This window comes from Oceanobacillus massiliensis str. N'diop (genome assembly GCF_000285495.1).
GTDB classification, from domain to species: Bacteria; Bacillota; Bacilli; order Bacillales; family Amphibacillaceae; genus Oceanobacillus; species Oceanobacillus massiliensis.
In genome coordinates, this window is the sequence record NZ_HE610976.1 from 1,058,870 (window position 1) to 1,077,627 (window position 18,758).

An 18,758-nucleotide genomic window follows, 5' to 3' on the forward strand; every position below is an offset into this window, starting at 1 on the left:
TATTCCGCGCTCCCCACGTTTATTCCGCGCTTTCCACGTTTATTCCGCGCTTTCCGCGTTTATTCCGCGCTCTTCACAATTATTCCGCGCTCTTCACAATTATTCCGCGCTCTTCACAATTATTCCGCGATTCTCGGATTAATTCCGCGCTCTTCACGTTTATTCCGCGGTTCTCATGATTATTCCGCGCCCTACAAGCTATCCCACGCGCCGCTAGCGTTTATTGTTGTGTTCCTAGCGTTATGGTGGTCTGGGCTTTTTCACCATTCCGGTAATAGGTTACCGCTACGTCATCACCGATTTCCTTTTCCTGATAGAGGATTTTGCGCAAATCGATCATGTTCATAATTGGTTCTCCGTCCAGCTCAGTAATGACATCGAGCCGCTCGATTCCAGCCTTATCTGCAGGTGATAGTGCCTCTGTACTCCAAACATATACGCCGCCTTCTACTTCTGGCGGGAGATTTAGGGTGTTTTTCCACTCTGTTTGCGGTACTTCATCAAGGGAATAGATTTCGACTCCGAGATAGGGACGAACGACCTCACCATTTGCCTCCAGTTCCTCGATGATCGGCATGGCACTGTCAATTGGAATGGCAAATCCGATTCCTTCCACTGCCTCCTGGTTAATTTTCATTGAATTGATACCGATCAGCTGTCCATTGATATTGATCAATGCACCACCACTGTTACCGGGATTGATTGCTGCATCTGTCTGGATAACTTCTGCCTGCCAGTCTGCACGTCCGTCCTGATTGAAGTCCTGCGGTATCGTCCGTTCTGTTCCGCTGATTACGCCTTGGGTTACTGTGCTTGAAAGATAGAGGCCAAGCGGGTTTCCAATGGCAATGGCAGGTTCCCCTACCTTAATATTCGCCGAGGAGCCAATGTCGATAACCTTCTTCACGTTGGAGCTATCCATTTTCAATACGGCAAGGTCCGAGAATAGATCACTGCCGATGATTTTCGCTTCCAAATGGGTATCATCTGCCAGTACAACTTCAACAGTGTCTGCGCCCTCTATGACATGGTGATTGGTTACCACATAGGCCGTGTCATTATCTTGCTTATAAATGACACCTGACCCTGTTCCGGCTTCAACACCTTCCTGTTGCTGCCAGTAATCCTTGCTCTGCTGTATATTCGAAATGCCCACAACAGCGGGGGTCACTTCTTCGACGATTTCTGTAAGCTGCGTAGATACGTCAACTTGGAGCGACCTGTTCATTCCCGGGTCACTGCCGGCAAGATCGGTTTCCTCTGTCACATCACGGTCACCTGTTGAATGATTATCATTCATGAATTCTGGTACAACGATAACAACGATTAATCCACCGATAATAACCCCCATGATGAGAGGCAAGAGCCAGCGTCCTCTTCTTCTGGAAGGGGTCCTATAGTTCTGATCGTAATATCCCATATTTAAGGTCTCCTTACCATATCAATATATATTAGTATTACCTTAAAGCTGAGAAAATTAAACAATAATATCCTTCATAAGTCCTGGAAATTTAACCTACTTCGTATAACGGAGTTGGATTCTTCGGATCGGTGTCATGCAGATCGATTTCAATCCCTCTCTCCTGCAGCACGCTTTGAACAGACATGCGTGCGAGATCCTTCATATTATTATCCAGGCTCAAGTGAGCAAGATAGATCCGCTTCGTACGGTTGCTGATGATATCTGTCAGTGCAAGCCCGCAATCCTCATTGGATACGTGCCCGGAATCACCAAGGATTCTGCGTTTGACACTCCATGGATAGCGTCCCATCCGCAGCATGCTCACATCGTGATTCGCCTCGAAGATATAGGCATCTGCATCTTCCACTGTTTTTTTGATCCGTTCTGAAACATAGCCGAGATCTGTCACAAGGGCGACCTTCTTCCCTTCATGATGGAATGTGTAGAACATCGGCTCTGCGGCATCATGAGATACCCCGAACGATTCAATATCCATATCGCCAAATGTCTTGACCTCTTCCATGCCAAAAAGGAATTTCTGATCTAGTGACAGTTTCCCTATAGAGTTCTCCATTGCTTTCCAGGTCTTTTCATTTGCATAGATCGGCAGGTTATATTTTCTGGCTATGATGCCAAGCCCCTTTATATGATCACTATGTTCGTGGGTTACGAGAATTCCGGATAATGCAGACGGGTCTACATGAACACCGCTGAACAATTGATCCATCTGTTTTCCGCTTAATCCGGCATCCACCAGAAATTTCTGTTCGTTTGATTCAATATAAAAGGCATTTCCTGTACTTCCTGACGCCAGTACACTAAAACGTAATGTCATTCTGTTTCACTCCGATTTTCTTGTTCGAGCTTTTGATTAAACACCGCGGTAGCAGGTGCCTTGAGCTCATTATCTTCCGGCAAGAGCGAGATCTTGCCCATATAGTTTTCGGCCAGTGTCATCTTAAGAAATTCCGTATCATTTCCCGGATAGATGATACCTTCAATAGCATTGACGAAATAATTCTTCTCCCCATCAACAGTGACCTTCCAAGTCGGTGCAAATACCTGGCTCTCTTCCGAATTGATCCGGGAAACGAATCCAAGCTGCACATCCGTCACTTCCTGGTCCTGGATAAGGTCTCTGCTTTGATACAGAGAACCAATTGCCTGTCTGGGCTGTGAGAGACTCTCTGTGTTTCCTTGCTTTTTAGCTTCACCAAGCATGGTTTGGGTGTAATGGGTGATTTCATTTTTATCGTTGAGATAAAATAGCAGAAGTGCATTCTGGTTCAGATACACAGTCCTGCCTTCCTTTCTCTGAAAGAACATGATGATATTCAGTTCCTCATCCCATCCCCAATACGCATAGTCATCCGGATCCAATAAATAAGGGGTAACCAGTGCCGTTATACTGTCTTCATCTGCATCCTCCGTAACCGGTATGGGCTTGTCAAATTGAGACAGGATAAAATAGGTCCCGGACAGAGTTGCCTGTAAATTATCAATGCTATTCAACTGCTCCATTTCTTCATTCGTAAATGATCGTTGAGATGCGCTTATATAATTCGCTTCTGTAACCTCTTGATCGGTATCGGCAGTGATCGTAATATTCTCTGATGCGAGCTGCTCCTCCAGAGAGGCATTGTCGCCGCTTTCCAGATTTTCAACATCCGAATCCCTCTGCCTCTCCACAAATTGGAAAAGCAGATAGATATTCAAGATAAGGAAACTGAGAATAAATAGTGATTTAATGTGACCCCATTGCATCCTCAATCTCCTCCTTCTTGATTCGGTGAATCTTTCAATACAACTGCTGACCAGTGTCCGCCTGTCTTCACATACCAAATGGGCTCGAGAACAACGGAGCGGTCATCCGTATTCGCCTTTAAACGATAGCCGATTTTGATATCTTCAACTTCTTCCTGGTTATAATCATTATCGCTTTTGATTTGGCCAATAATATATTCCCCCGATGGCAGACTGCTTGATGTCTCCGTTGAAAATCCATAATTAAGAAGGGGACGATTATATTCCTCCAGCTGCTGGCCGTTGCTCCATGTCTGTTCAATTATCGATAAATCCGGGCTTGAATTGTTAAATACAGGATATCCATTATAATACATGCGATATTTTACCGTATTTGGATTCGTGCCCAATTCATCTAATTTAAAATCCGCTGTCCAGCCTTTATGATCGTTAATATTCAGAATGCTTCTTTCCAATATACTAACCTCAGAAAGCGAATTTTCCTCTGGATTATCCGAGACGAGATTGACATATTCAAGTCCGAGGTTATGGGAGTCCACTTGCATCTGCCTGCTGTCGGTAAAATAAGTGATTCCAACTCCTGCATTGGTGGATTCACTGACGACACTAGGGTTCAGGAACAGGGCATCCCGTAAGTCTGATGGCTCAATCCCCGTATATAATAACGTTGCCTTATTTAGTTCAATTACCCCGGATGGTATATAGATATCCTCGGCCGCTTCATCCATCAGCGTATAGCTGCGGAACATGTCCGATTCCACGTTTGTCATATAAGACCACAGCTGGTCATAGTTTTCCTGACTATTGATCAATGCGGTTGCTCTTTCCCTGCCATCAATGGAAACAAACTCGACTTCCAGTGATTTAATATCTGAATTGAATGTAATGTATATCCGTTCAAACGACCAATAGGGCAGGCTATTTTCCTCTGAAACAGAAAACATGCTGCTGATCAGCTCAAACGGAATTTCACTTGGAAAAATAATTTCTACTTCATAGCTGCTCGGCGTTCTCTCTTCATAAACACTTATTGTTATATCCGAAAGTGTCCAGGATTGCATCGATGCATAGAGCTGTTCACGCTGTTCAGTTTCGGAAAAGCCGAAGAAATTGCCATTCGACTTAAAAATGATATCATTTGGTGCGATTAGACTATTCTTCCCTTTTTCTACTCCGCCCACATCCACTTGTTCATAGGATTCTTCACTTAGGGGCGTTGTCTCGGTCTGATAATTCAACATCCCAAAAGAAAGGATTATACTTGAACCTATCAGGATAACTAAGATAAATGATTTTGCCGTTTCCAGATTCATCGGATATCCCTCCGCTTCTGACTCATCAGCGGTAGTGTAAAGAAAATGGTTGTTCCTTTACCCTCTTTACTTTTAGCCCAAATCTTCCCGTGGTGAGCTTCGACCAGTTCCTTTGTGATCGCAAGTCCTAAACCGGTACCTCCCAGTTTCCTCGTTCTTGCTTTATCAGCCCGGTAAAAACGTTCAAAGATTTTTTCCAATTTATCATAAGCGATTCCCATACCTTGGTCCTGAATGCTTACAAGTAAATAATGCCTTTTGATATCCAGCTTCATGCGAATATCGCCGCCTTCTGGTGAGTATTTGATGGCATTGGTAATGATGTTGTCAATTACCTGTGTCATTTTATCCTTATCCATCCAGACGAGCGATTTCCCTTTTGGTATTTCTCGGATTAATGTTATTTTTTCCGGTATATTCATTTCATAGCGATCGATGACCTGGTGGAAATAACTGACGAAATCGGTTCGCTCTTTATGCATCGGCATTTCATCTGAATCCATTTTGGAAAGCTGCAGCAGATCATTGACCATGCGGATCATTCGATCGGTTTCATTCTGGGTTACCTGAAGAAACTTCGGTGCAATTTCCTTGTCTTCCCACGCTCCGTCAGTCAATGCTTCAATATAACTCTTCATCGTTGTGAGGGGAGTGCGCAATTCATGAGAAACATTCGATACAAAATCCCGGCGCTCCTGTTCCACTTTTTCCTGTTCGGTTACATCGCTGATAACGGTAATGAATCCTGTAATCTCTTCTTCATCGTCGGAAACGGTTGAAAAATTCGCCCGGACAAGAAACGGTGTATCATCGTCGCTGAAGTCAATAATCATGGAACCGCTATCCTGCAGTTCCGTAATATCGATTACTTTCCCTTCCAGCTGAAGCACATCGAGCAGAAAGTCGCCGATAACATCCTCCGGCACTTCCCCGATCAGCCTGCCTGCCGCCTCATTCATCAAGGTTACGGCACCAGCGTTATCAGTCGCTATCACCCCATCGGACATATTGGCCAGCACAGAACTGAGCTTTCGCCTTTCCTCTTCAATGGTCGCATAGGAATGCTTCAGCCTGCTGTTCAGATCATTGAATGTCTCTGCCAGCTGGCCGATCTCATCTTTCCCGTAAATATTAACCTTTTGGCTAAAATCACCATTCGACATAATCAAAGCCTGTTCCCGCATCTCCATAATCGGCTTTGTTATCGTCCGTGCCACAAGGATACCGACGAGAGCCGAAATGCTGATGGCAAGAATCGATCCTTGAAAGAATATCGTGTTAATATCCTGTACTTGACCGTAAACTTCCTCCAAAGAGGATTGGAAATATATCGCTCCAACGGTCATACCTTTTGAATCAATCAATGGTTCTACATGAACCCATACCCGGTCATTATCGGAATCCTTTCGGGTATCCTTTACAGATGTCTCAAAAAAAAGAGCCTGCTGGATCATGGGATTGGTTCTTTTCTTTCCTAGATCTTCCTGTGCATCGATCTTATTCGTTCCAATAACTCGGCTTTGGCTATCAACGATATTTACTGTCGTCGATACATCATCCGTGTTCATATCCTCAACGATTTGCTGAACCTCTTCCTCTAGTGTGGGGCCGTCGTCATCAGTGTCACTGGCTCGTCTCTCGAATGCCTGTTCCAGGTTGTAGCTAAGTAAATCCACACGCTGGCTTATGGACGATTTAAAGCTTTCCAGGAGAGATTCCTCCAGCCGTTCCGTAAAAAAAGACCCGATAACCTGAACAGCGAGGAGCAGCAAAAGGATATAGATGATAATAAACTTCAATTGAATCGAACGAAAAAAACCAACCTTATTCATGACAACTACTCCTGTTCAGGATTGCGCAAATAATATCCGACACCGCGTCTCGTAACAATCCACAATGGGTTGCTTGGACTCTCCTCAATTTTTTCACGAAGTCTCCGTACCGTTACGTCAACCGTACGTACATCCCCGAAATAATCATAGCCCCATACGGTTTCAAGCAAATGCTCTCTTGTCATAACCTGTCCGATATGACGGGCCAAGTAATGCAATAATTCAAATTCGCGATGCGTCAGTTCAATCTGTTCCCCTTTTCTGGAAACCACATAGGCATCAGGGTGAACCGTCAAATCTCCGATAACGATGTCTTTTGTCGTCTTTACTGAATCGTCCGGCACCTGCAATCTGCGCAGGTTTGCCTTCACGCGGGCAATCAGCTCTCGGTTACTGAAAGGCTTTGTCACGTAATCATCTGCACCAAGCTCCAGTCCGAGCACCTTATCGATCTCCGAGTCTTTGGCTGTCAGCATGATTACCGGTACGGTCTGGGTCTTTCTTACTTCCCGAAGGACTTCATTTCCGTCTCTCCCCGGCAACATAATATCTAAAAGAATCAAATCAGGTTTTTCGCTTTCGGCAAGTTCGACCGCTGTATCACCATCATTTGCCACGATTACCTGATAACCCTCTTTTTCTAAGTTGAATTTCAATATATCTGCAATTGGCTGTTCATCATCTACTACAAGTATTTTTTGACTCATTTCTAGCCACATCCTTTTCTTCCAATACTAATCTCTATTCTACCGCATTGTAGTGGTGCCTGTCACTTCTCGGATTTTGTCGAATCCTGTCGGTACATATGAAAGACCGACTCCTAGGAGCCGGTCTTTCTGCTATTTGCTTACGTAATCAGTTGGGTTTTTCAATGCACCATTTTTGTGAACCTCGAAGTGAAGGTGGGTTCCTGTTGAATTACCCGTTGAACCCATTACACCTATCTTGCTGCCTTTCTCAACGACCTGTCCGACTTTGACATCGATGGAGTCGAGATGTGCATATACAGTTTTCATGCCATTATTGTGATTAATGACGATTTTATTGCCATAACCGCCATTAGTATAGCCTGCCGATTCAACGACACCATTATCTGCCGCCCGGATATCCTTGCTGGACGGTCGCGCTATATCGATACCCTTATGTGTTTTTCCCCATCGTTCGCCGAGCTGGCTGGAGATATATCCTCCTACTGCAGGCCAGGTCATGTCCCCGGTACCCTTTCGTGAAATCACTTTGGTACCTTTAATGATAACTTCTTTAACCGGTTCTTTCGTAATCGTTTCGTCGAGGGCTGTTTTTCCGGTCTCTTTTCCATTCGTTTTCTCAATGGAATACAGCACTTCCTTCGAGCCATCTTTTCCTTCTTTTTTTACTTTCTCTTCGCCTTTATACATATCTTCCGATTCAATCACTTCGGTCTCATAATCTACCTTTTCTTTGACCTTTTTCTCTTCATGGATGATGACATCTACAAAAGGTTCATATTCGGTTGTATTTATATCCTGACCCGGCTTCAGAATCGAGTCTTCCTTTAGCTTCGGATTCAGTTCCAATAGTTTCTCTGTTGAAAGGTCATATTTCCCGGCTATCCTGCCAAGTACTTCACCTTTTTTAACGGTATGGACTTTCTGTTCCAGGGTTCCTTTTTCCAGTATGGTAAGTCCTTGATCGGCATTATAGATTTCCTTTGGCGAAACCTTCTCGTTCACGAATGTGACAGGATCCGACAGATCGACATCTGTTACCATACTATCTCCAGTGGCAAGCTTTTCTTTCTCTTTTGAATCTGAAACAGCTTCAAAGGCCAGGACCTCTGCATCGCTATTCTCTTCATCCGGTTCCAAAAGCATTGCATCTTCCAATATATCTTCGTCAACGTACTCGCTGATATAGGTTTCGAGAATATTCGATGCAGATTCCTCATCTGTAAAATAACCAACCGAGCGATCTGCTATTTTCAGTTCCACTGCATTTGCCTTAACGGTTAATTCCTCATTCAATTTCTCTGAAACCACTTCATTATTAAAGGTTGGGTTAAAGACTTTCTCCGGGATATAAAAGATTTCTTCGCCTACCGTTAATGAGAAATCTTTAAATTCCTTCTCGCCTTCAGCAACCTTTTGATCGATGACATGCTGCACCACTTCTTTATCGTCTACTTTTCCGATATGATCGCCATCGACGTATACATGATAGACAGTGCCGATTGATTCTTCAGCATATACGGTTGTCAACGTAAAACCCAAACCAATACAGGTTGTTATAACCATCTTTCTCATAAGACTTTTATTCTTTCTCGTATTTTCCCTCGTATTCCAATTCAGCATTCCCATATTTCCTCCGACATGTTCTGATACGATATATATCGTTATTTTATGGATATTTTTGTTTACATTTTACCACTATATTAATCTAACATAGGTAAAAGGGATTAAAAAGGGCATGCGAACTAATGTAAAGAAACTGTATAATTCCTCCCATAAATTGACATTAAAATAGTGGAAGAGTGTGGAATTATGGTGTGGAGCGCGGAATTATGACGGGGAGCGCGGAATTATCTTGAGAAACGTGGAATTATCGCGAGAAGCGCGGAATTATACTGGGGAACGCGGAATTATGGCGGGGAGCGCGGAATTATCGTGGGGAGCGCGGAATTATCATGAGAAGCGCGGAATTATGCTGGGGGCCGCGGAATTATTCTGAGAAGCGCGGAATTATCATGAAAACCGCGGAATTATCGTGAGAAGCGCGGAATTATCCTGAGGAGCGCGGAATTATCGCGAGAAGCGCGGAATTATCGCGAGAAGCGCGGAATTATACCGAGAACCGCGGAATTAATCCGAGATGCGCGGAATTATACCGAAAACCGCGGAATTATTCTGAGAAGCGCGGAATTATCATGAAAACCGCGGAATTATTGTGGGAAGCGCGGAATTATGCTGGGGGCCGCGGAATTATTCTGAGAAGCGCGGAATTATTGTGAAGAGCGCGGAATTATCGCGAGAAACGCGGAATTATCGTGGGGAGCGCGGAATTAATCCGAGATGCGCGGAATTATCCTGGGGAGCGCGGAATTAATCCGAGAATCGCGGAATTAATCCGAGGAGCGCGGAATTATCATGGGGAACGCGGAATTAATCCGAGGAGCGCGGAATTAATCTGAGTAGCGCGGAATTATCGCGAGAACCACGGAATTATTGTGAAGAGCGCGGAATTATCGTGGGAACCGCGGAATTACGCTGAGAAACGCGGAATTATCCCGTAAACCGCGGAATCCCCACCAGAACCGCGGATTAAAGCTCTATACCGCAACACGGCGTCTGTTTACTGACTGAAAAATTTGGCACAGACGGCAGTTGCGGGCATCATCCGTTAGTATTATTAAAGATACCATCAAAAAAGAGACCGTCACGAATGACAGCCTCTCCTGAAATGTTCGCTTATTGTGCATATACGCTGCGAACAACATTTGTTTGGGAACGATCTGGACCTACAGAGAACATAGATAAAGGGATTTCTGTTAATTGCGATACACGCTCTAAGTAATGACGGGCATTTGCCGGTAATTCATCAAGCGTCTTGACACCAGTAATATCCTCTGTCCAGCCAGGCATTTCTTCATATACCGGTTCACATTCGTCCAGTACTTTTAGGCTTGCCGGGAACTCTTTCATGATTTCGCCTTTGTAGCGATATGCTGTACAGATCTTCAATGTCTCAATTCCTGTCAACACATCAATGGAGTTCAGTGATAAGTCCGTAATACCACTAACGCGACGGGCATGGCGTACGACTACACTGTCAAACCAGCCTACACGGCGCGGTCTTCCTGTCGTTGTCCCATATTCGCGGCCAACCTCACGAATGGTATGACCTATTTCATCATCCAGTTCTGTAGGGAAAGGACCATCACCAACACGCGATGTATAGGCTTTGGAAACACCTACAACATGATTGATTTTCGTTGGACCAACACCAGATCCAATCGTCACGCCACCAGCAATCGGGTTGGAGGATGTAACAAACGGATAGGTTCCCTGGTCAATATCAAGCATGACTCCCTGTGCACCTTCAAATAATACACGGCGGCCAGCATCGAGTGCATCATTCAGCACAACAGAAGTATCTGTTACATACTGAGCCATCTGCTGTCCATATTCATAATACTCTTCCAGAATATCATCCACATTCATTGGCTCTACTTCATAGACCTTTTCGAATAGACGATTCTTTTCCTTCAGATTCTGCTCTAATTTTTCGCGGAAAGCATCTTTATCCATCAAGTCTGCAATACGGATTCCCATACGTGCTGCTTTATCCATATAAGCTGGACCGATGCCTTTTTTCGTTGTACCTATTTTATGAATGCCCTTCTCTTCTTCCTGAAGAATATCAAGCTGTAAGTGATACGGCAAAATAACATGTGCACGGTTGCTGATGCGCAAATTATCTGTTGAAACATTGCGCTCATGCAAGTAAGCAATCTCTTCTACAAAAGCCTTCGGATCAATTACCATTCCATTGCCCAATACACAGATTTTATCATTAAAGAAAATACCAGATGGAATTAAATGCAATTTATACGTAATATCATCAAATTTGATTGTATGGCCTGCATTATTACCGCCTTGGTAACGAGCCACTACTTCTGCGTTCTGCGATAGGAAGTCGGTAATTTTCCCTTTTCCTTCATCGCCCCACTGTGTTCCTACAACTACTACTGAGGACATAGTGCACCTCCACTAAATTTATCTAGATTGTATGTTTTTATTATAACCAAATGTAAGTTTATCAATAACAAAGCATGAAGTCAATTTAAAAGACGAACGTTTATGGGATTATTTTAATTTATTGTACGGTAAAATGCAGATTTTCCACAAAAAAACAGGCCTGCCGATAATCCGCAGGCCTGTTCTCCATTATTTATTCGATTCCTTCTGTCCATTCTGCTACTTTTTCAGCATTCTCTTCAACCCATGTAGCTGCTGCTTCTTCCGGATCTGCACCCTCATAGATATCAAGCATTACTGCTTCAAGATCTTCTGGTGTCCAGTTAAAGTTATCCAATACCTGATAAGCTTCCGGCATATCTTCTTCTAAGCCTTCGCGGACCATGGTAGCAATCTCTTCAGCTTCACCAAATGAACCCTCTGGATCTTCCAGATATTTTAAATCATAGGCTTGGAATTTCCAGTGCGGCGACCAGCCTGTAACAATGATTTCTTCCTCATTTTCATAGGCTTCACCTAATGCTGTTGCCATTGCACCACTTGAAGATGTCTGTACTTCCCAGCCTTCCAGATTATCATAATCTTCCAGTGCCTGTTCAGCTGCTGCAACGACACCTGCTCCAGGCTCAATACCTGTGATTGTCTGATCTGCCTGTCCTTCTAAATCAGCAATAGAATCCACATCCATATATGACGGAACAACGAGGCCAATTGCGGCACCTTCTAAGTTGGTACCTAAATCAACCAGCTGATCACCATACTCTTCATATTGAGCACCATGTGTACCAGGTAACCAAGCTGCGACCATACCATCTGCTTCGCCATTGGCAACGGCTTCCCACATAACAGCATTATCAAGTGCAGTTAATTTAACATCATATCCCAAGTCTTCCAATACCTTTCCGACTACGTGGGTAGAGGCAACTTCTGTATCCCACTCTACATAGGCTAATTCGATCTCCTGGCCATCAACGGATGAAGAACTGTCTTCAGAACCTGAATCTGCTTCATCGTCGGAGCCGCAGCCTGCTGCAACAAGCGCTAATGATAGGCCGGAAATAAGCCCAAGACGTTTCCAGTTAAATTTAAACATAAATCTAATCTCCCCTTTTCTATTTTCTTTTTATGGAAAACTTTTCATAGCGAAAAGATAACCAGCTATACAAATCAATCTTTTACACGATTGATATTTTGGGTAATACGATCAATGATAATCGCCAGAATAACGATTCCCAAACCTGCAACAAAGCCTGTTCCTGCTTCTGCACGCTGGAGTGAGGATAGAACTTCTTTACCGAGTCCAGGCGCACCAATCATCGATGCAATAACAACCATGGAAAGTGCAAGCATGACGGTCTGGTTGATTCCAGCCATAATCGTCGCTTTTGCCATCGGCAGCTCTACCTTAAATAATTTCTGAGCCCCTGTGCTTCCAAATGCGTCGGAGGCTTCCACGAGATCCTTCGAAACTTGCCGGATTCCTAAATTCGTAAATCTCACTGTCGGCGGCGTTGCAAAAATCAAGGATGCGAACACCCCTGGCACCATCCCGATTCCAAAGAAGGCAACGGCGGGAATCAAATAGACAAAGGCGGGCATCGTCTGCATAAAGTCCAGAATTGGAGCGAATATGGCGTTAGCCCATTTACTTTTCGACATCAATATTCCAATCGGGACGCCAATAATGACCGAAAGAAGACTGGCTATCAAGACAAGTGTTACGGTATTCATGAGGTCTTCCCAGTGCCCCTGATTGTAGATGAGCCACAATCCGATAATGGAGAAAGCGGCTAGTCCCAGTTTTTTACCCGAAACAAAGAATGCCAGCAACGCTACTATTATAATAAAAACAAATGGCGGAATATTCATGAGTAGATCTTCTGCGACAAATTCCATGAAATTGCCAAAGTGTTCTCTAATTGGGTCAAACAGAAATGCAAACGTATCTTTTAAGTCATCGGTAAATCGATCGGTTGCATCTGCTAACGGTATTTCCGGAATGATATTTAACATAAAATTAGGCATGCTGTAAATTCACCTCACCATCTCCAGCCAAGGCGGCAATGACAGCCCCGCGTACGATAATGCCTACCAGCTTCGAATCTTCTACAACGGCTACTGGGGTAAGGGCATCATGGATAATCGTGAAAATCTCATTCATGGCTGTTTCCCGTTCCACTTTCGGAATATCGGTTCGTAGAATATCATGCAGATTTCCGATATCCTGCTTTCGTGCCTCGGAAGCATCTTCTGCCGTGATATACCCTTGTAAATTACGTTTGCCATCGATAACCAGGATACTGGAGATTCCTTCTTCCCGCATCCGCTCAAGCGCTACCCGGGGGCCATGCTTTTCTATATTTACCGTTTCCGGTCGTTTCATAATATGCTGTGCGGTTAAAATCTTGGACCTGTCTACATCTTCAACGAATTTTTCGACATAATCATTTGCCGGATTCATCAGGATTTCCTCCGGTGTCCCGATCTGTACGACCATACCATCCTTCATAAGTGCAATGTGATCACCCAAGCGCAGGGCTTCGTCCAAATCATGGGTAATAAAAATAATCGTCTTTTTCATCGAGGATTGCAGTTCAATGAGTTCATCCTGCATATCTTTGCGGATAAGTGGGTCCAATGCGGAAAATGCTTCATCCATCAGCAATACTTTGGGGTCATTCGCCAGGGCACGCGCCAGTCCAACTCTTTGCTGCATACCGCCTGATAGCTGCTTGGGCTTCTGGTGGATATAGTCCCCTAAGCCAACCATCTCCAAAGCGGCTTTTGCCTTTTCTCTTCGTTCTTCTTTCGGCGCCTTTTGAATCTCCAAGCCAAATTCTGCATTCTCTAAAATCGTCCGGTGTGGGAACAAAGCGAATTGCTGAAATACCATACTTAGTTTTTCCCTGCGGACTTTTCGCAAGGAATTTTTATCCATTTTCGCCAGGTCTTCACCATCGATTAGAATACTGCCCTCAGTCGGTTCAATTAAACGATTCAGCAGTCTTACCAGTGTCGACTTTCCGCTGCCGGATAGTCCCATGATGACGAAGATTTCCCCTTCCTCAACAGAAAAACTTGCCCGATTGACACCGACTGTATTGCCGGTTTCTTTAAGGATTTGCTCCTTGTTTAAACCGTCATCCATCAGATTCAATGCCTGCTTTGTATTCTTACCGAAAACCTTTGATAAGTTTTTTGCTTCTATTATTGGCATATTATCACCTCTTATTTCCTAGTTGCCATTTTGTCGAAGTATGTAGAAAGTCTTGCTACTATTCTATTAGTACGCGAGCATAAAAAAACATGAATCTGTTTAGGATTCATTATTCTCTATACTTGATTATCCGCCCCAATCGCCTACTTACTACTATAAATCTTAAACATTGGTTATTCAAAGTCCATATATCTCTGTTTTCCAATATATATGCCTGCGAGTCAGTTTGAGTGGTTTTATGCTCAACTTTCCATAGATATCCGCTTTTTTCCTCTTAAATACTTCCATAATAGTGGGATATTTTAAATAAATTGATTCATTTTCGATATTAATATTTATGATAATAATCTTACGTTTTAGGTTAAAAGTCCTGCAATCGAAGTTTTCACTCGATAAAAAAAGACCATACCGGTTATTGATTGGGTATGGTCGTAGATCTCGTCATATTGGGTTTCATTCTTTATGCTTGCATCATCATAGGAGGAATATCCCCATCCTGATAGCGGTGGTCCAAATCGACGAATTTATTATACTCTTTTACGAATGCCAGCTCTACCGTGCCTGTTGGGCCGTTACGCTGCTTGGCAATAATGATTTCGATAATATTCTGTTTCTCTGTTTCTTTGTCATAATAATCATCACGGTAAAGGAAGCCTACGATATCGGCATCCTGCTCAATACTTCCTGACTCACGAATATCCGACATCATCGGCCGTTTATCCTGACGTGATTCCACTCCACGGGAAAGCTGCGAAAGGGCAATCAATGGAACCTTCAGTTCACGTGCCAATGCTTTCAAGGCACGTGATATCTCTGAAACTTCCTGCTGACGGTTTTCTTTGGAGCTTCCACTCCCCTGGATAAGCTGCAGGTAATCGATCAATATCATGCCAAGTCCATGTTCCTGTTTTAAGCGCCGGCATTTTGAGCGAATTTCGCTTACACGCACCCCTGGTGAGTCATCAATATAGATTCCCGCATTTGACAGGGATCCCATTGCCATCGTCAATTTTCCCCAATCATCTGCCTGGAGCTGTCCATTACGAAGCCGCTGGGCATCAATATTACCTTCCGCGCAAAGCATACGCTGTACAAGCTGTTCTGCACCCATCTCCAGACTGAAGATAGCTACATTCTGTTCTGTCTTCACAGCTACGTTCTGCGCAACATTCAAGGCGAAGGCAGTTTTACCAACAGAAGGCCGGGCCGCAATGATAATTAAATCATTTGGCTGGAATCCGGACGTGATTCGGTCCAAGTCATGAAACCCTGTCGGCACTCCGGTTACATCGCCGCTCTGTTGATGTAGCTGCTCAATATTGTCATATACATCAATCAGGACATCTTTAATGTTTTTGAATGCCCCTGTATTTTTCCGTCCGGATACCTCGAGGATATTTTTCTCTGCATCATTCAGAATACCCTCCACTTCATCTTCCTTTTCAAAAGTGGATGTCACAATATCGGTCGCAGTTCGTATTAGGCGGCGCAGGATGGCTTTTTCTTCAACGATTTTACTATAGTACTCGATATTGGCAGCTGTCGGGACGCTTTCGGCAACCTGTGTCAAATAGGTAACACCGCCCGCTTCTTCCAGCTGTTTTTTGTTATTTAAATACGTGGTGACCGTTACTACATCAATCGGTTCTCCCTTTTCAGAAAGGTCCATCATTGCGGCAAAAATCCGTTGATGACTCGCACGATAGAAATCTTCAGAGACCAATAATTCTGATGCCGTCGTAAAAGCTTGCGGCTCGAGAAAAATCGCTCCAATTACAGATTGCTCTGCTTCTATATTATGTGGCGGTGTTCGGTCGTTCATCGATTGACTCATCATTTTCTCCCCCTTCATCCAAGAGGTAAAACAAAGTCCTCTTTACTTCTATTTAACTTCTATTAAACGGATTAGCAATATTTACTAGTTTGTCGGCAATACAGAAGAAATCGGCAGTTAAGCCGATTTCCGTCATGCGATTTCGCTATTTTTCTATTTTTGCAGATCTATTGTTCACTTACATGAACCTTTACAGAACCGGATACCTCTGGATGAAGTTTTACCGGCACGGTGGTATATCCCAATGCCCGAATCGGCTGGTCCAGCTCGATTTTACGTTTGTCCACTTTATGGCCATGCTGTTTCTGAAGACCCTCGGCAATCTGTTTGCTTGTAATAGAACCAAACAACCGGCCGCCTTCGCCTGATTTTGCTTTAAGCTCAACCGTCAACTCTGCAAGGGTATCTTTAAGATTCATAGCTTCTTCTTTTTCCTGTTGTTCCTGCTGGGCGCTTTTGCGCTGCTTTGCTTCAAGTGCCTTCATGCTTCCCGCCGTTGCTTCCTCTGCCAGGTTGTTTTTCAACAGGTAATTCCGTGCATATCCATCAGGTACATTTTTTACATCACCTTTTTTGGCTTTGCCTTTTACGTCTTTTAGAAAAATTACTCTCATTCTGTTTCTCTCCCTTCATAATACTCATTTAAAATATCAATCAGAAATGCTTCTGCATCATTAATCGTTGTATCTTCTATTTGGGTAGCTGCATTCGTTAAATGTCCGCCGCCGTTCATTTTCTCCATAATTACCTGTACGTTTACATCACCAAGGGATCTTGCACTTATGCCTATCCTCTCGTCTGCTCTTTCAGAGATAACGAAGGAAGCGCTGATGCCAGTCATGGTAAGCAAGGTATCGGCAGCCTGCGCAATAAGCACGGGGCTATAGGCTGTTCCCGGCTCTGCTTTCGCTATCGCAATATGCTCCCGGTAAATAATGGCCCGTTCAATTATTTTACTTCGTTTTATATAAAGGTCAAGATCTTCCTTCATAAATTGCTGCACCAGGACGGTGTCTGCCCCTTTAGAGCGCAAATAGCTTGCTGCATCAAAGGTCCTTGATCCCGTTCTTAGCGTAAAGCTCTTCGTATCTACAATGATACCTGCCAACAGGGCAGTTGCTTCCAGCATTTTAAGCTTGGTTCCTTTAGGCTGATATTCCAGCAATTCTGTTACCAGTTCCGCTGTCGAGGATGCATATGGTTCCATATAAACCAGTGTGGGATTATCAATAAATTCCTCACCCCTGCGATGGTGGTCGATCACTACTTTATATTCCGACTTATGCAGCAGACTCTCAACAGCCACCATGGATGGTTTGTGGGTATCCACGATAACCACGAGGCTTCTGCTTGTAATCATCTCTTCTGCTTCGTCCGGCTCAATAAAATAATCCCATAATTCTTCATCTGCCTTTATCGCATCCACGAGACGGTATACACCCGTATCCAAATCTTCGGGATCGAATACAATATGGCCATCTATATTATTGATCTTAGCAATATTCAACACGCCAATTGCTGCACCGAGTGAATCCATGTCTGGTGATTTATGTCCCATAATAATCACATTATCGCTTGTCTTGACCAGTTCCTTCAGCGCATGAGAGATGACACGCGCTCTGACACGGGTCCGTTTTTCCATCGGATTGGTTTTTCCACCATAGAAACGGACCTTCCCCTGGTCTTCTTTAATCGCAACCTGGTCACCACCGCGTCCAAGCGCCAGATCGAGACTGGATTGGGCAAGCTCTCCAAGTTCAGGAAGGCTTATATTACCGACCCCGACTCCAATGCTTAATGTGACAGGATTACTATCTGTACCATTCATTTCACGTACTTCATCCAAAATATCGAACTTGACTTTCTCAAGCTGTTGAAGGATTTCCTTTGTACCAACAGCTAGAAACCTTTCCTGTGATGTTCGTTTTAGATAAAGGCCGTAATGACTGGACCAGTTGTTTAAAACGGTCGTCACTTGTGAATTCAGCTGGCTTTTTGCAGTGTCATCCATGTTTTGTGTGATTTCCTCATAATTGTCCAGGAATATGATTGCCAATACGGTTTGTTCATTATGATAAAGCTCCTGCAGTTCTTCCTGATCTGTGCGATCAAGCATATAGAGCAGTCTTTCTTCTTTTCTGATGATCGTTTGAAACTTATAGCCTTTCAGTTCAAGCCACACCGTATCCTTATTCTCTTTAATCATGGGGATAAGGTTTTCTGATAGCTTGTTTAACGAGTCACCTACCAGTGAATCATGTTCTTCACTGAATTTATTCATATATGGATTCGTCCACTCAATATGGTAATCCTCATTATACAGAACAATCCCGAGCGGCATCTCCAATAATGCCTCTTCACCGACTTTCTTTATCCGATGGGAGATCGTAGAGATATATTGCTCCGCCTCTTCAAGAAGCATCCGTTCTGTCCTGATACTATAATAAAAGGAAGCAGCCAAAACGACAGTCATAATGAGACCCAACATCCATTGGAAATACCAAATGACACCAAGCAAAATTAGGGACAATAGATAAATCACCCACAAGTGTCTGCTCAATGTTGGTTTCTTTTGTAAATCCGGCATCGCGTTCAGCTCCTAT

14 protein-coding genes are annotated in these 18,758 nt (G+C 43.8%); all 14 read right to left on the reverse strand.

The features are described from left to right. Positions 1 to 220: 220 nt before the first annotated feature. Entirely contained in the window at positions 221 to 1,420 is a 1,200-nt protein-coding gene (locus tag OMHG_RS05020; protein ID WP_010648860.1) for a S1C family serine protease, read from the reverse strand. Between the two features lie 91 nt (positions 1,421 to 1,511). Continuing rightward, entirely contained in the window at positions 1,512 to 2,297 is a 786-nt protein-coding gene (locus OMHG_RS05025; RefSeq protein WP_010648861.1) for an MBL fold metallo-hydrolase, read from the reverse strand. After that, on the reverse strand, positions 2,294 to 3,226 hold the full coding sequence (locus OMHG_RS05030; protein ID WP_010648862.1) for a two-component system regulatory protein YycI: 933 nt from the start codon (positions 3,224 to 3,226) through the stop codon (positions 2,294 to 2,296). Before OMHG_RS05030 ends, OMHG_RS05025 begins: the two co-directional genes overlap by 4 nt. A 2-nt stretch (positions 3,227 to 3,228) precedes the next feature. After that, on the reverse strand, positions 3,229 to 4,539 hold the full coding sequence (locus OMHG_RS05035; protein WP_010648863.1) for a YycH family regulatory protein: 1,311 nt from the start codon (positions 4,537 to 4,539) through the stop codon (positions 3,229 to 3,231). After that, positions 4,536 to 6,371 (reverse strand): cell wall metabolism sensor histidine kinase WalK, encoded by a 1,836-nt coding sequence (gene walK, locus OMHG_RS05040; protein ID WP_010648867.1) that lies wholly within the window; start codon positions 6,369 to 6,371, stop codon positions 4,536 to 4,538. The genes OMHG_RS05035 and walK overlap by 4 nt, the downstream gene beginning before the upstream one ends. Before the next feature lie 5 nt (positions 6,372 to 6,376). Next, entirely contained in the window at positions 6,377 to 7,078 is a 702-nt protein-coding gene (yycF, locus tag OMHG_RS05045; protein ID WP_010648870.1) for a response regulator YycF, read from the reverse strand. A 132-nt stretch (positions 7,079 to 7,210) separates the two neighbouring features. Continuing rightward, positions 7,211 to 8,701 (reverse strand): M23 family metallopeptidase, encoded by a 1,491-nt coding sequence (locus OMHG_RS05050; protein WP_010648871.1) that lies wholly within the window; start codon positions 8,699 to 8,701, stop codon positions 7,211 to 7,213. A 1,113-nt stretch (positions 8,702 to 9,814) separates the two neighbouring features. Further along, complete coding sequence (locus OMHG_RS05060) at positions 9,815 to 11,104, reverse strand: adenylosuccinate synthase (RefSeq protein WP_010648872.1); 1,290 nt, start codon at positions 11,102 to 11,104, stop codon at positions 9,815 to 9,817. Between the two features lie 193 nt (positions 11,105 to 11,297). After that, positions 11,298 to 12,197 (reverse strand): glycine betaine ABC transporter substrate-binding protein, encoded by a 900-nt coding sequence (locus tag OMHG_RS05065; RefSeq protein ID WP_010648873.1) that lies wholly within the window; start codon positions 12,195 to 12,197, stop codon positions 11,298 to 11,300. A gap of 74 nt (positions 12,198 to 12,271) precedes the next feature. Continuing rightward, entirely contained in the window at positions 12,272 to 13,129 is an 858-nt protein-coding gene (locus OMHG_RS05070) for an ABC transporter permease (RefSeq protein ID WP_010648874.1), read from the reverse strand. After that, positions 13,122 to 14,321, reverse strand: coding sequence for a quaternary amine ABC transporter ATP-binding protein (locus tag OMHG_RS05075; protein ID WP_010648875.1), 1,200 nt, complete (start codon positions 14,319 to 14,321; stop codon positions 13,122 to 13,124). The genes OMHG_RS05070 and OMHG_RS05075 overlap by 8 nt, the downstream gene beginning before the upstream one ends. Positions 14,322 to 14,781: 460 nt before the next feature. Then, positions 14,782 to 16,155: a replicative DNA helicase gene (dnaB, locus tag OMHG_RS05080; RefSeq protein WP_010648876.1), complete on the reverse strand. Its 1,374-nt coding sequence runs from the start codon at positions 16,153 to 16,155 to the stop codon at positions 14,782 to 14,784. A gap of 167 nt (positions 16,156 to 16,322) precedes the next feature. After that, on the reverse strand, positions 16,323 to 16,769 hold the full coding sequence (gene rplI, locus OMHG_RS05085; RefSeq protein WP_010648877.1) for a 50S ribosomal protein L9: 447 nt from the start codon (positions 16,767 to 16,769) through the stop codon (positions 16,323 to 16,325). Next, positions 16,766 to 18,742 carry a DHH family phosphoesterase gene (locus OMHG_RS05090; protein WP_010648879.1) on the reverse strand — a complete coding sequence of 659 codons (1,977 nt, stop codon included), beginning with the start codon at positions 18,740 to 18,742 and terminating at the stop codon, positions 16,766 to 16,768. The genes rplI and OMHG_RS05090 overlap by 4 nt, the downstream gene beginning before the upstream one ends. Between the last annotated feature and the right edge of the window lie 16 nt (positions 18,743 to 18,758).